Genomic DNA, 13022 nt, shown 5'->3' on the forward strand with positions numbered 1-13022 from the left:
TGCCATTGATCAAGTGTATACTCGCGATAAATATTTATTGAGAGACTCCAATGACCGAAATCTACCCCAACCTTTTGAAACCTCTCGATCTCGGCTTTACCGAACTGAAGAACCGGGTGCTGATGGGGTCCATGCACACAGGGCTCGAAGATCGGTTCTGGAACATTCACAAGTTTGCCCGGTACTTTGCCGAGCGGGCCGAAGGTGGTGTCGGGCTTATGGTAACGGGTGGTTTTTCGCCCAATCTGGTCGGCCAGTTAGCCCCGCTCGCCTCAACCATGAACAACCGGGCCACCGCCCTGCTGCATCGTCATGTGACCGGTGCGGTTCATGAGGCAGGCGGAAAGATCTGTATGCAGATTCTGCACGCAGGGCGTTATGGCTATCAGCCGTTGATTGTCTCTGCATCCGCAACCAAGGCGCCAATCAGCCCTTTCAAGGCTCGCGCTCTCTCGTCCAAGGGGGTTGAGCGACAGATCAACGATTTCGTCAGTGCCGCGAAACTCGCAAAGTTTGCCGGTTATGACGGCGTTGAAGTGATGGGCTCTGAAGGCTATTTCATCAACCAGTTTTTGTGCGAGCGCACGAATAAGAGAACGGACAGATGGGGCGGGCCATACGAAAACCGTATGCGACTCCCGGTGGAGATTGTGCGGCGCATGCGAGAAGCCGTAGGGCCGGAGTTCATCATCATTTACCGGTTGTCGATGCTGGATCTGGTTGAGGGCGGCCAGACCTGGGACCAGATCGTAACTCTGGGCAAGGCCATCGAACAGGCGGGAGCCACTATCATCAATACCGGAATCGGGTGGCACGAAGCGCGGGTTCCCACCATCGTTACCTCTGTGCCCCGTGGCGGATTCGCCGATGTCACCGCCAAGTTCTATGGCGAAGTGGATATCCCGGTGTGCACCACCAACCGCATCAATACCCCGGAAAAAGGGGAAGAAATTCTTGCAGCCGGCAAAGCCGACATGGTCTCCATGGCCCGGCCTCTGTTGGCGGACAGTGAGTTTGTACGCAAGGCCGAGCAGGGGCGCAGTGATGAAATCAACACCTGCATTGCCTGTAACCAGGCCTGTCTGGACCATGCTTTTCAGGCCAAGCGGGCCTCCTGCCTGGTGAATCCACGAGCCTGTCACGAAACCGAGCTGGTGTTGACGGTGGCGCCCGTTGTGCGCCGGGTCGCCGTGGTGGGTGCCGGGCCTGCGGGATTGGCGGCAGCGACAACAGCTGCGAAACGGGGCCACAAAGTGACGCTTTTCGAAGCGGATGACCAGATCGGCGGCCAGTTCAACTACGCCAAGCGCATCCCGGGTAAGGAAGAGTTCTACGAAACCCTTCGCTACTTCCAGCGCCAGATCGAACTGCTGGAGATTGATCTCAAGCTCGATACTCGCGTGAATGCAGAGTCATTGAAGGCACAGGGTTTCGACGACGTGGTGATCGCCACCGGCGTGAAACCAAGAACACCCGAGATTGACGGCATCGACCATCCCAAAGTGCTCGGCTACCTCGATGTGCTTCGTCACAACAAACCTGTTGGTAGAACGGTGGCGGTTATTGGTGCCGGCGGCATAGGTTTCGATGTCAGCGAATTCCTCACCCACGATTTCAGTCATCATCCGGAAGGCGAGCAGGTCAGCGTTGCTGACTGGCAGGCAGAGTGGGGCGTCAACCCCGACTTCGATGGCCCCGGAGGCCTGGCCGAGCGCCAGCCGACGCCATCTCCCCGCAAGATTTACCTGATGCAGCGAAAAACCGGCAAAGTGGGCGGAGGTCTGGGCAAGACCTCAGGCTGGGTTCACCGCAACAGCCTGAAACATCGCGAAGTCGAGATGCTCAGGGGCTGTCGCTATGAGCGGATTGACGACCAGGGGCTGCATATTTCTGTGACCGACAAAGACGGCAAAGTGATGGAAAACCGGGTATTGGCTGTGGATAACGTGATAATTTGCGCCGGTCAGCAGCCCCACCGGGAGCTTTTTGACCAGTTGTCGGAATCTGGGGTGAACGCACACTTGATCGGTGGTGCCGACGTTGCCGAAGAACTGGATGCAAAGCGCGCCATCCGGCAAGGTACCGAAGTGGCGGCAGCGCTCTGAAGCCCGCAAAAAATGGCAACAGGTGACGAGAAAGGGCAGTCAGTGGCCGTTTGAGGCCGTGACTAACGAACGGTTTTCAGAGCGTTTGAAATCGCCTCGGCCTCTGCTTCAAGTACCTGACACCGAAAGCTGTTTCCCTGGCGAAGGGCCTGCTCGATCTGTTTTCGCTTCATGTCATACAGCTTGCTAAGAATGTCTGCCTGGCTTTGTCTGATCGGTGCGTTCATGGCGGACCTCCCCATAGTGACACCTGTCGGTATTCTTTACGTTTGAGGCCGGATGTTGGCCTTCAATGAAAACCGATGCATAACCCGGGCCAGGCAAGGCATTGCGAACATTACCTGACAAAACGCGAGCGGTAGGCGCCCGGAGAAAGCCCGGTATGTTTGCGGAACAGCCGAGTGAAAGAACTCACGTCTTCGTACCCTACCAACTGGGTGATTTCATCAATTGGCAAGCGCGATTTCTCCAAATGCTGACGTGCCACCTCAATCCGAAGAAGCTGCAGGTACCCGGTGGGTGTGTCGCCGGTTGCAGCCTTGAAACGGCGAATCATAGAGCGCTCGGTCAGTCCGCCTAATGAGGCCAGGCGTTGGAGGGTTATGGGTTCACTGTAATGGCCATCCAGCCAGTCCTGTAGCTTAAGAATGGCCGCGTCGGAATGGTAGCGCCGAACCTGCAGAGCGCTATAAGGCGCCTGACTGGTTCGCCCCGCATCAATCACAAACGCCTTTGCCAGCTCCCGCGCAATCTGAGCCCCCGCGTATCGCTCTACCAGGTAAATCCCCAGATCCCACCAGGCCATCCCGCCCCCGGCACAGGCAATGTCACCGTCCACCGTCACCAGCTTGTCCGGTTGCAGGTTCACCGTCGGGAAGCGTTGCCGGAACTGATGACTAAAACCCCAGTGCGTCGTCGCCTGCCGACCATCCAGCAGCCCCGCCTCGGCAAGCATGAATGCGCCGGTGCAATTACTCGCCACCCGCACCTGCCCGACGTCTGAAGACCGAAAAGTGCTGAGCCACTCAATGAGCTCCGAATTTCCCGCCAGAACCACATCAATCGGGCCGCCAATAGTCGGTATCACCACCAGATCACTCTCGTCGCCCGGCAGCAGATCATTCCAGGCCCCGTCTGGTTGAATGGTCAGCCCGTTAATGCAACGGCACGGTGCCGCGTCCCGGGTTAAAAGCCGAGTCGTGAACTGAGGTGCTGGCGTTTCATCGTTAATCCGCGCCCAAGTCACCCCCGCAAGCCGAAAGAGATCAATAATGCCAGTAATAGCACTGGCAAGTGCCCCATCAAACCCGATAACAGAAACGGTTCGCATACAAACTCCTAAGTAGGGCGCCAGCGGGGTGTTCCCTCCCGGGACTGTCTGCAGCATGGATGCTGCAGTCAAGCTTACATGGGTGAGGCCGAGCGTTTATGAAGCGAAGCTTCATGCGACAGCCGAACGACTGCAATCTGTGATTGCAGGCTGGACCCCGCAGGGGTATTCACAGCGTGTCCCGGGAGGGAACACCCCGCTGGCGGCCGGTCGCCAAGCGTGGGTTTGATCACCAAGAATACGGGGCGTGGCAATATCGACCATAATTATGTCATAAACGCCGGTTCCCAGAAAAAACCAGTTGTGAGAGGCTGTCGACAACAAACAGGAGACCAAGCATGACCGACACCCTGATCGACCGCCGCGACCTGGCGTTCCAGCTATACGAAGTCCTCGATACAGAAAACCTCACCACCCGCGAGCGCTTCAGCGAACACAACCGTGACACCTTCGATGCCGTCATCGAAACTGCGGACAAGATGGCCCGGGAAAAATTCGCGACCCATAACAGCGCTGCCGACAAAGACGAGCCGAAGTTCGTCAACGGCCAGGTCGAGATGCTGCCGCAGGTAAAGGAAGCCTTCGACGCCTATGCGCAAGCGGGCTTTATCGCAGGACGCTACGACTATGAGCTCGGTGGCATGCAGCTGCCCGAATCGGTCATGGCCGCCTGCAACGGTTTCTTCACCGCCGCCAACCCCGGCACCGCCGGTTATCCGTTCCTGACCACAGCAGCCGCCAATCTGATCCGGGTTTTTGGCAATGAACAGCAGAAAACCACCTTCCTGCCGAATATGCTCAGCGGCCGTTTCAGTGGCACCATGGCCCTGACTGAACCCCACGCGGGCTCCTCACTGGCGGATATCCGGACCTCGGCGTCTCCCACCGATCAAGGGCACTACCTGATCAAGGGCGCCAAGATTTATATCTCCGGTGGCGAGCAGTCCATCACTGATAACATCGTTCACATGGTGCTGGCCAAGATCAAAGGTGCGCCGGCAGGCGTGAAAGGCATCTCCCTGTTTATCGTGCCCAAGTACCTGGTGGATGACGAAGGCAAACCCACCGAGCGCAACGGCGTGAATCTGGCTGGCCTGATCCACAAACTGGGTTACCGGGGAACCACGTCTACCGCACTCAGCTTCGGTGACGACGCCCCCTGTCATGGATACCTGGTCGGCGAGCCCCACCAGGGCCTGAAATACATGTTCCAGATGATGAACGAAGCGCGGGTTGGCGTGGGTTTCGGCGCTGCCGTGATCGGTTATCGCGGGTACATGCACAGCCTGGAATATGCCAAGGACCGTCTACAGGGCCGCAAAGCCAGCGAGAAAAATCCCGAGTCACCACAGGTGCCTATCATTGATCACGCGGATGTCCGGCGCATGCTGCTGGCCCAGAAAGCCTACAGTGAGGGTGGTCTCGCCCTGTGTCTCTATGGCGCCCGACTGATGGATGATCAGCACACCCATCCCGACGAGCAGAAGCGCCAGGAAGCCGGAAAGCTGCTGGACCTGCTTACCCCGGTCATCAAGGCCTGGCCCTCCGAATACGGCCCGAAGGCTAACGACCTGGCCATCCAGGTATACGGTGGCGCCGGCTACACCCGTGAATATCCGGCAGAACAATGCTGGCGCGACAACCGCCTGAACCCGATTCACGAGGGCACCAATGGCATCCAGGCCCTCGACCTGCTCGGCCGTAAGATCTGGCAGGACCAGAGCCACGGTTTGCAGCTGTTGATGCAGGAAATGCAGGTGGATCTGCAGGCAGCCACCACTGATCGCTGCCAGCAGTGGGCCCTGTCCCTGAGTGAAACCCTGCAGCAGGCGGTGAAAGTCACTCAGAGCCTTGGCAAGTCCCTGATGGAAGGCGATCCCGACAGAACTCTGGCCAACGCCTCCTGCTATCTGCACCTGTTCGGCCACATTATTGTTGCCTGGATGTGGCTGCGCCAGGCTAACGCTGCAGCCCACGCCCTGGGTTCCGCCAACACCGATGACGAGCGCAATTTTTACCAGGGCAAGCTGCAGGCGGCCCAGTACTTCTTCCACTGGGAATTGCCAACCGTGGCTCAGGATCTGGTTCTGCTGCGCAATCAGGACGATACCTGCTTGAACATGAAGGCCGATTGGTTCTGACTTCGGAGTAGGCACAATCGGCCGGGATCGCTTTCAGGGACACGCTACAAGCACCCGCAAGCGGGTCCGGCCAGCAATTATAGATTGCTGTCGTTCGACTGTCGCATGAAGCTTCGCTTCATAAACGCTCGGCTTCACCCCTGTGCGCTCGGCTGTGGCCATCCTTGGCCACAGACGGTCCCGGGAAGCCGAACCCGTCGGTCGCGCCCCCGCATGAGTGCGGCCTGGAAGGAACGGCAAAGCATTTAAAAGGTAAGAGAAAATGGCTTTGGTGAACGTTGAGAAGAAAAATCATATCTTGCTGATCGGGCTGAACCGCCCGGAAAAAATGAACGCCATGAACCGCGAGATGTACCACCAGATCGCTGCGGCGTATTACCAGTTGGAAAATGACCCGGAGCTGCGGGTCGGCCTGATGTATGCCGAGGGCGACCACTTCACCAGCGGCCTGCAACTGGACGACTGGGCCGGAGTTTTTGCCGATGGTAAAGGCATCGAGCCGGGCGAGGGCGAACTGGATCCGTTCCATATCACTGGTCAGGCGCTGAGCAAACCCGTGATCTTCGCCGCTCAGGGTATCTGCTTCACCTGCGGCGTTGAGATGATGCTCAACACCGATGTGCGCGTCGCTGCCAAAGGCACCCGTTTCGCACAACTGGAAGTAAAACGCGGCATCTTTGCTTGCGGCGGCGCCACCATCCGCCTGCAGCGTGAAATCGGCTGGGGCAATGCCCAGCGATACCTGCTGACTGGCGATGAGTGGACCGCCGATCAGGCGTATCAGTGGGGGTTGATTCAGGAACTGGTGGAACCCGGCGAGCAATTCAATGTTGCGTTGGAAATCGCTGAAAAGATGGCCAAGGCCGCACCGCTGGGTGTGCAAGGTAGTCTGAAATCCTCGAAGATCGCTGTCAGCGGGGGACAGGAGGCTGCGAAACAGCGTTTGTTCCCGGATCTGCAGCCGGTGATGGCCAGTGAAGATGTCAAAGAGGGAATCCAGTCTTTCCTGGAACGGCGCGAAGCTGTTTTTAAAGGCAAGTGACTTCTAAATTTCCTCGGGAAACACGGCCTCTAGGGGGCTAAGCGAAGCTGGCGAATTCATCAGAACTATGGGCAGCCGACCGGGGTCTTCCTTCCGGGAGTGTGAGCAGCAGGGATGCTGCGATCAAGCCCCCATGGATGGGTTCACGGCGTCTCCCGGAAGGAAGATCCCGGTCGGCTGCATGCACCAGACCCCGAAGGCTGGGGCCCTAAAATAGCAGGCAGCCGAATTCAGGCGGCCTCGGAATTTCCGGATTCGCGGCGAGCCTTCGCTTCAGCCGCTACCTCCGCGGCATAATCCGCATACTTGGCCATCAGCTCTTCCTTCCGGTCAGGATCCCAGTTGATTTTGCTCAGATCCCCCTCGTAGTGATCAATCACCCGCTTATCCATGGTTTCGTACCACCACTGGGGCAGATAAGCCGGCAACAGCATCGAGGCATAACCGCCGGGTAACTGTGGGGCCTTCTCGAAATGCCTCAGGGCCTGGTAACTGCGTTGTGGATGAGCGTGGTGGTCTGAGTGCCGCTGCAACTGATACAGGAACAGATTGGTCACAATGTGATTGCTGTTCCAGCTGTGTTCCGGTTGCGTGCGCACATACTTGCCATGCTTGTCCTTCTGGCGCAGCAGGCCATAGTGTTCAATGTAATTCACGCTCTCCAGCAGGCTGGCACCGTATACCGCTTGCGCCGCGAGGAACGGAACCGCTCTCGGGCCGCAAGCCAGCGTTGTTGCGCCAAAGAAGCCAGCGCTCATGGCCCAGCCCTGAAGCAGCTCGTTGTTCAGGCTCCAGAAACCCTTGCCTTTGCGGGCAAGCCTTGCCTTCTCGATCTTGATCGATGATTTGATACCACCCACCACCGTACGCGGCAGAAACTTCCAGAAACTCTCACCCATACGACTGCTGGCGGGATCCTCCGGCGTTGCCACCCGTTTGTGATGGCCAAAGTTGTGCTCGACAACAAAGTGGGTGTAGCCGGTGGGGGCCAGGGCCGCCATCGCCAGCAACTTGTTCAGTCTGTTGGACTTGTGGCCGAGTTCGTGGGCCGTGTTGATCCCTACGCCGTTGATAGCGCCGACCGTCAGCGTCAGGCCTATCTTGTCGTCCAGTGGTGTGCTTTTGCGGCTGGCAAGCCAGGCACCCATGAAGGTCATGGCGTACTGGGTGGGAATAAACGCCTTCACAATCCGGTCGTAGTACTTGTCATGCTCCAGGGTCTTCACCGCGGATTCCGGTGGATTGCTTTGATCCTCGCCAATAGCCCGGTCCAGGGCAGGAATAATGCCGTGCACCAGCGCCGGTCCGGTCCAGGCCAGGGCTTTCAGTTTTTTCGGGGCCAGGGCGTAGCCGGTCAGCGCGGCAAGTCCGATTCCCGGCAGGGCGGGGCCGAGCAGCCACATGTAGCGTTTCGGGTCTTTCCAGTTGCCAGTGGCGTCTTTTTCGACAGGTGATGTGAGCTGGTGTGATTGCAGATTGTCTGGGGTTTTGGCGTTCATTGTTTTCTCCCGTTCGGTGCGCGTACCTGCAATCTATGTCGGACAATCTGGCAATGCAACGGTCGTCCAGCGTCTGGAAGAACCTTGGCTCGAAATGACAAATGGCATTTCTTTGGCAGAAAGCAGGTTTCTGGGCCAGACTGAATTGGATAAGAAGAGCTTGATCACAAGGAAGAATCAGCCATGCCCAATCCTTCGTCTGCCACTGCTTCATACTCTGTTCAGGGGATGCTTCGTGAGTACCTGTCTTCCGGCAGGTTGACCGAGGTGGTCTACCGCGATAGCGCCGGCCAGATCTGTCTGGTTCATGATGTCATTCGTGAGTTTTTCAGTCGGGCCGGTCAGGACTTCCTGCTACTCGGGCGGGGCACCATGCTCCCGTTTGATCACGTGATTACCATCGATGGCCAGGTGCTCTCTGGCAGTGCCGGGTAACGAAAGGGTAATCGGCCGGTAATTGTGTTTTTCAGAGATCTCGCCGTACCCTGTGCTCCGATGTAAATACTTACCAACAGAGGGATATGGTATGAACAAGCTCACACTGAGTGCGCTTTTGATGGTTCTCACGCTCGGCCTTGCTGCCTGCAGTTCGGAAGACAATGAAGGGGTGGATGTCGAGCAGGCTGCAGATAACGCCGGAGACATGATGGAGGACGCGGCAGATTCCACTGAAGAAACTGTCGAGCAAGCCACCGGCCAGGATGAAAGTGCAATGGGCGAGTTGCAGGAAGGCGCAGAGGAAGCCGGTGAAGCCATGGGCGATGCTGCCGAAGAAGCTGGCGATTCAATCGAAGAGGGCTATGAAGAAGCCACCCAGCAGTAACTGAGTAGACTGACCGCTCCGCCGCAACAAATTGCGCGGAGCGGTCGGTGTCCCGGTGTCAGCCCTTGTAAACTAATGTTAACGAATTTGTCTTTTTAACTTCTGCTTACTGTCACATTCCCCGCCGAAACTGGCCTCTCAACAACATCGACCCGCTGTTCTTTGAGAGAGGCAAAAACATGGCTAAGCACGACCTTGATCCCAATTACCTGGATCCCAACTACGAGCCGGTAGTCAACCACACTGAAAACACCCCCTTCCACCAGGTTCTGGCCGCACGTATGCAGCGCCGTACCGTGATGAAAGGTAGCGTAGGGGCTGCTCTCGCCAGCGTCATGGGTCTGGGGCTGGCTGGTTGTGGAAGCGACAGCAACGACAGTACCACCAGCAGCAATGTTTCTAGCACCGATATCGGCTTCAAGGCGGTACCGACATCTACGGCCAATGAGGTGGTTGTTCCTGAAGGCTACTCCTCCGAAACGTTCCTCCCCTGGGGCACGCCCATCACCGGGTCTTACCCTGATTACAAACCGGATGGCACGAACACCGGCGCGGAGCAGGAGCAGCAGGTGGGCATGCACCACGACGGCGTGCACTTCTTCCCGATTGACCAGAAGGCCGGTGGCAACAGCTCAACCGAAGGCCTTTTGGTGATGAACCATGAGTACATCGCCCAGGGCGCGTTGCATGCCAACGGAGCCACTTATGTAAACGATATGCGCCCTGCGGACGAAGTTCGTAAGGAAATCGCAGCTCACGGTGTTTCTGTCGTGCACATCAAACGCGACACCAACGGCAAGTGGGACATTGTGTTTGGCAGCCCATTCAACCGTCGTATCACCGGTAACACCGAGATGGATATTCGTGGTCCGGTTCGCGGCTACAGCAAGCTGATCACCAAGTACAGCCCGGATGCCACCGAAACCCGCGGAACGCTTAACAACTGTGCAATGGGGCCGACGCCTTGGGGAACCTACCTCGCGGCTGAAGAAAACTGGCACGGCTACTTTGCCAACGGTGATGAATCTCAGCCTCGCGAGCAGACCCGCCACGGCGTGGGCAGTTCCAGTCGTTATGACTGGGAATTGGCCGACAGTGCTGAGGACCAGTACGTTCGATTCAATGTGAGCACTCTTGGTGCAACGGCTGCCGATGACTATCGCAACGAGGCCAACACCTACGGCTACATGGTTGAAATCGATCCGTTCACTCCTGAAAGCAAGCCACAAAAACGCACTGCTCTGGGCCGATTCGGCCACGAGGGTGTCATCTTCGCCCCGGTCAAGGAAGGTGAACCGGTGGTTTGTTACTCGGGCGATGACTCCCGGTTTGAGTACATCTACAAGTTCGTGTCGTCCAAGCCCTACTACGCCGCCACAGCAGGTGGTTACCTGCTCGACGAAGGTACTCTGTACGTTGCCCGCTTTAACGATGACGGCTCCGGCGACTGGCTGTCTCTCGACCTCGATAATGCCGACTTCAAGGCCAAGGTTGATGCTGCGGTTGGAACCATGGTTGGCGACGTTGCCTTCGACGGCTTCGAGAACCAGGCTGATGTTCTGTTGAATACCCGTCTGGCTGCCGATATCGCCGGTGCGACCACAATGGATCGGCCCGAATGGGGCGCCGTCGACCCGATTTCCGGACAGGTCTATTTCACTCTTACAAACAATTCGAACCGCGGCAAAGAAGGTTATGACGGCGTTAACGCTGCTAACCCGAACGAAATTAACCGCACTGGCCATATCATCCGCTGGAGCGAGGAAGGCAATGACCATACCGCTACCAGCTTCGACTGGGATATCTTTGTGTTCGCCGGTGAGCAGGGTACGGAAACCGTGGTGGATGACGAGGTCATCGTATCCCTGACCGACGACAACATCTTCAACAGCCCGGATGGCCTTTGGTTCGACTATAACGGACGTCTCTGGATCCAGACCGATGGCTCCGATGCTGCCCCCTACCAGAACAACATGATGCTGGCCGCCAACCCGGAGACCCGCGAAATCAAGCGCTTCTTCGTTGGCCCCGTTGGTTGTGAGGTTACTGGCGTTGTCTCCACGCCGGATGTGAAGACCATGTTCGTCAACATCCAGCACCCTGACGGCAACTGGCCGGATTCCAATGATCCGCGCCCGCGTGATGCAACCGTCATCGTTACCAAGGACGACGGAGGCGTTATTGGCGCCTGAGCCAACGCCGAAGTAGTCATCTGAACACCGCAAACCCGGCCCACTCGGTAACAGAGTGAGTCGGGTTTGCGGTTTTTTGTTTCAGAAACGCTATTCCCCGCCGATATGCATTTTAAATACACTAAAGTATGAGTTATTAACTCACGTCAATTCTTTAGTCTCCTCGATGGCCTTAAATAACAAAATGTTTGCAGAAGCAACAAAAAAGAAGAGGTTTCTATGGGCTTACTGGATCGGGCTTCAGTCCTTTGGGGGGTGGCAGTTGCCATTGTTCTTGCAGTCGTCTGTGCAGTGGTGGCGCCTTTGCTAGGCCTGGAACCTGCGTCGGTTCTGATCGGGCTTGTCGTCGGCCTTGTGGCTGCTGGCGGCTTCCTTATTGTCAGGGTGCTGGAGCCAGTGGAGCGAGGCCTCAAGGCGCTGAATGATGGCACCCTGGCTGATGACCATCCGCTACAGGCCCAGTGCCGCCAACTGCTTGCCGATGCCAGGGCGGGGCGTGCGTTAGTAGAAACGCTGTCCGGGAGCGCCGACAAGAATGCTATCTCCGCGGCCCAGGTGTCTTTCGCTGCCGATCAACTGAAGCTCCGGCTCGACCGCCAGGTGGAAGAAACCGCCCAGATGGCCGATTACGCCGGGCAGATCACCGAGACCGTCCGGGAGTCCTCGGAACAGGCCACCGATGCAGCCACCATGGCGCTGCAAAACAAGCAGACCAGCACCGAGGGTCGTGAAGCGCTGATCTCCGCCATCGACAGTGTTCGGGCTGTGCACCAGCAGTCCGGGGAAAACCTGCGGCTGATCCAGGAACTGAACGAAAAGTCCAACAAGATCCAGGGCGTGACCACCACGATTCAGGGCATTGCCGAACAGACCAACCTGCTGGCACTCAATGCCGCCATTGAAGCGGCCAGGGCAGGTGACCAGGGGCGCGGATTTGCGGTGGTGGCCGATGAGGTTCGCCAATTGGCGGGCCGAACTGCTCAGGCGACAGGGGAAGTGGCGGAAACTCTGGAAGAGATACGGTCCGATACCACCTTGATCGTGTCCCGTATTGAAGACCTCGCCCGCAGTATTGAGGAAGGGCTCGCGTCGGTAGAGAGTGTGGGCGGGCGGCTGGAACAGATCAGCGAGCAGTCTGAGCGGGTTCAGCAACAGGTTGCCCGGATAGCTGAAATCGACCAGAACAACGAGCAGAGTCTGGCCCAGGTGTTCTCGGCCATTGAAACGGTGCGTGACCAGATCTCCGAAAGTGATACCAGCGTTTCGTCACTCGCAGAGCAGGCGGCTACGCTGATGGAGCTCGCCGAAAAAGCCAACGCCTCATTCGCATTGAACAGTGAAGCCAGCTATCACCGGCCGTTCTTCGATCAGGCCAGAGCCGGTGCCGACCAGATAGGCCAGATGTTCGAGCAGGCCATTCGGGACGGCAAACTTTCCGAAAGTGCGCTCTTTGACAAGACCCGGACGCCGATCCCGAATACTCACCCGCCAAAGTACTCAAGCAGCTTTGACAAATTTACCGATCAATACCTGCCGAGCATCCAGGAACAGGTGAAAAATGCCCATGAGGCCATTGTCTTTGCCATAGCCGCTGCGCCTGACGGGTATGTACCGACCCACAACCGCGATTTCGCCCATGCACCGACCGGAGATCCGAAGGTGGATCTGGTGAAGAGCCGGAGCAAGCGGCTGTTCAACGACCGAACGGGCATTCGTTGTGGCACCCACACCGAGAACATGCTTCTGCAAACCTATCGCAGGGATACCGGCGAAATCATGCATGATCTCTCCGTACCTATTTATGTGAATGGCAAGCATTGGGGCGGTTTCCGCCTGGGCTACCGTCCGGACAATCACTGACCGCGGCGGGATTTTCGGCCACGGGGGCTG

The 13022-nt window shown here is 57.5% G+C and carries 10 protein-coding genes; 7 read left to right on the forward strand and 3 right to left on the reverse strand.

Annotated features, from left to right (window positions below):
- Positions 1-50 precede the first annotated feature (50 nt).
- The gene (locus KEHDKFFH_RS00530) at positions 51-2105 is read left to right on the forward strand and encodes an NADPH-dependent 2,4-dienoyl-CoA reductase (RefSeq protein WP_104320113.1); all 2055 of its coding nucleotides are present in this window, start codon (positions 51-53) and stop codon (positions 2103-2105) included.
- Positions 2106-2167: 62 nt separating this feature from the next.
- Here the strand turns inward: KEHDKFFH_RS00530 and KEHDKFFH_RS20195 are convergent, their stop codons facing one another.
- Together KEHDKFFH_RS20195 and KEHDKFFH_RS00540 are read right to left on the reverse strand one after the other, a co-directional pair.
- Positions 2168-2332: a hypothetical protein gene (locus KEHDKFFH_RS20195; protein WP_192875720.1), complete on the reverse strand. Its 165-nt coding sequence runs from the start codon at positions 2330-2332 to the stop codon at positions 2168-2170.
- Positions 2333-2442: 110 nt separating this feature from the next.
- Positions 2443-3435 carry a GlxA family transcriptional regulator gene (locus tag KEHDKFFH_RS00540; protein WP_104320115.1) on the reverse strand — a complete coding sequence of 331 codons (993 nt, stop codon included), beginning with the start codon at positions 3433-3435 and terminating at the stop codon, positions 2443-2445.
- Positions 3436-3773: 338 nt separating this feature from the next.
- Here KEHDKFFH_RS00540 and KEHDKFFH_RS00545 point away from each other — a divergent pair, with 338 nt between their 5' ends.
- Together KEHDKFFH_RS00545 and KEHDKFFH_RS00550 are read left to right on the forward strand one after the other, a co-directional pair.
- Positions 3774-5576 carry an acyl-CoA dehydrogenase gene (locus KEHDKFFH_RS00545; RefSeq protein ID WP_104320116.1) on the forward strand — a complete coding sequence of 601 codons (1803 nt, stop codon included), beginning with the start codon at positions 3774-3776 and terminating at the stop codon, positions 5574-5576.
- Between the two features lie 262 nt (positions 5577-5838).
- Positions 5839-6618, forward strand: a complete 780-nt coding sequence (locus tag KEHDKFFH_RS00550) for a crotonase/enoyl-CoA hydratase family protein (protein WP_104320117.1) — start codon at positions 5839-5841, stop codon at positions 6616-6618.
- 230 nt (positions 6619-6848) lie between these two features.
- On the opposite strand, the gene KEHDKFFH_RS00555 is transcribed toward KEHDKFFH_RS00550, so the two are convergent.
- A complete protein-coding gene (locus tag KEHDKFFH_RS00555; protein WP_104320118.1) occupies positions 6849-8117 on the reverse strand; it encodes an alkane 1-monooxygenase in 1269 nt (422 codons plus the stop codon).
- Positions 8118-8300: 183 nt separating this feature from the next.
- On the opposite strand from KEHDKFFH_RS00555, the gene KEHDKFFH_RS00560 reads away from it, so the two are divergent.
- From KEHDKFFH_RS00560 to KEHDKFFH_RS00575, 4 genes are all read left to right on the forward strand, one after another.
- Positions 8301-8552, forward strand: coding sequence for a hypothetical protein (locus tag KEHDKFFH_RS00560; protein WP_104320119.1), 252 nt, complete (start codon positions 8301-8303; stop codon positions 8550-8552).
- Positions 8553-8643: 91 nt separating this feature from the next.
- Positions 8644-8940, forward strand: coding sequence for a hypothetical protein (locus KEHDKFFH_RS00565; protein ID WP_104320120.1), 297 nt, complete (start codon positions 8644-8646; stop codon positions 8938-8940).
- 179 nt (positions 8941-9119) lie between these two features.
- Positions 9120-11132 (forward strand): PhoX family protein, encoded by a 2013-nt coding sequence (locus tag KEHDKFFH_RS00570; protein WP_104320121.1) that lies wholly within the window; start codon positions 9120-9122, stop codon positions 11130-11132.
- Positions 11133-11351: 219 nt separating this feature from the next.
- Positions 11352-12992, forward strand: a complete 1641-nt coding sequence (locus tag KEHDKFFH_RS00575; RefSeq protein WP_104320122.1) for a methyl-accepting chemotaxis protein — start codon at positions 11352-11354, stop codon at positions 12990-12992.
- The last annotated feature ends 30 nt before the right edge of the window (positions 12993-13022 follow it).

This window comes from Marinobacter maroccanus, assembly GCF_002933275.1.
Classification (GTDB): Bacteria; Pseudomonadota; Gammaproteobacteria; order Pseudomonadales; family Oleiphilaceae; genus Marinobacter; species Marinobacter maroccanus.

Bases quoted from the DNA above. Each gene is read 5' to 3' on its own strand.
- KEHDKFFH_RS00570 (WP_104320121.1), top strand. From the start codon at position 9,120: ATGGCTAAGCACGACCTTGATCCCAATTACCTGGATCCCAACTACGAG.
- KEHDKFFH_RS00575 (WP_104320122.1), top strand. From the start codon at position 11,352: ATGGGCTTACTGGATCGGGCTTCAGTCCTTTGGGGGGTGGCAGTTGCC.
- KEHDKFFH_RS00555 (WP_104320118.1), bottom strand. From the start codon at position 8,117: ATGAACGCCAAAACCCCAGACAATCTGCAATCACACCAGCTCACATCA.
- KEHDKFFH_RS00550 (WP_104320117.1), top strand. From the start codon at position 5,839: ATGGCTTTGGTGAACGTTGAGAAGAAAAATCATATCTTGCTGATCGGG.
- KEHDKFFH_RS00530 (WP_104320113.1), top strand. From the start codon at position 51: ATGACCGAAATCTACCCCAACCTTTTGAAACCTCTCGATCTCGGCTTT.
- KEHDKFFH_RS00545 (WP_104320116.1), top strand. From the start codon at position 3,774: ATGACCGACACCCTGATCGACCGCCGCGACCTGGCGTTCCAGCTATAC.
- KEHDKFFH_RS00565 (WP_104320120.1), top strand. From the start codon at position 8,644: ATGAACAAGCTCACACTGAGTGCGCTTTTGATGGTTCTCACGCTCGGC.
- KEHDKFFH_RS00540 (WP_104320115.1), bottom strand. From the start codon at position 3,435: ATGCGAACCGTTTCTGTTATCGGGTTTGATGGGGCACTTGCCAGTGCT.
- KEHDKFFH_RS20195 (WP_192875720.1), bottom strand. From the start codon at position 2,332: ATGAACGCACCGATCAGACAAAGCCAGGCAGACATTCTTAGCAAGCTG.
- KEHDKFFH_RS00560 (WP_104320119.1), top strand. From the start codon at position 8,301: ATGCCCAATCCTTCGTCTGCCACTGCTTCATACTCTGTTCAGGGGATG.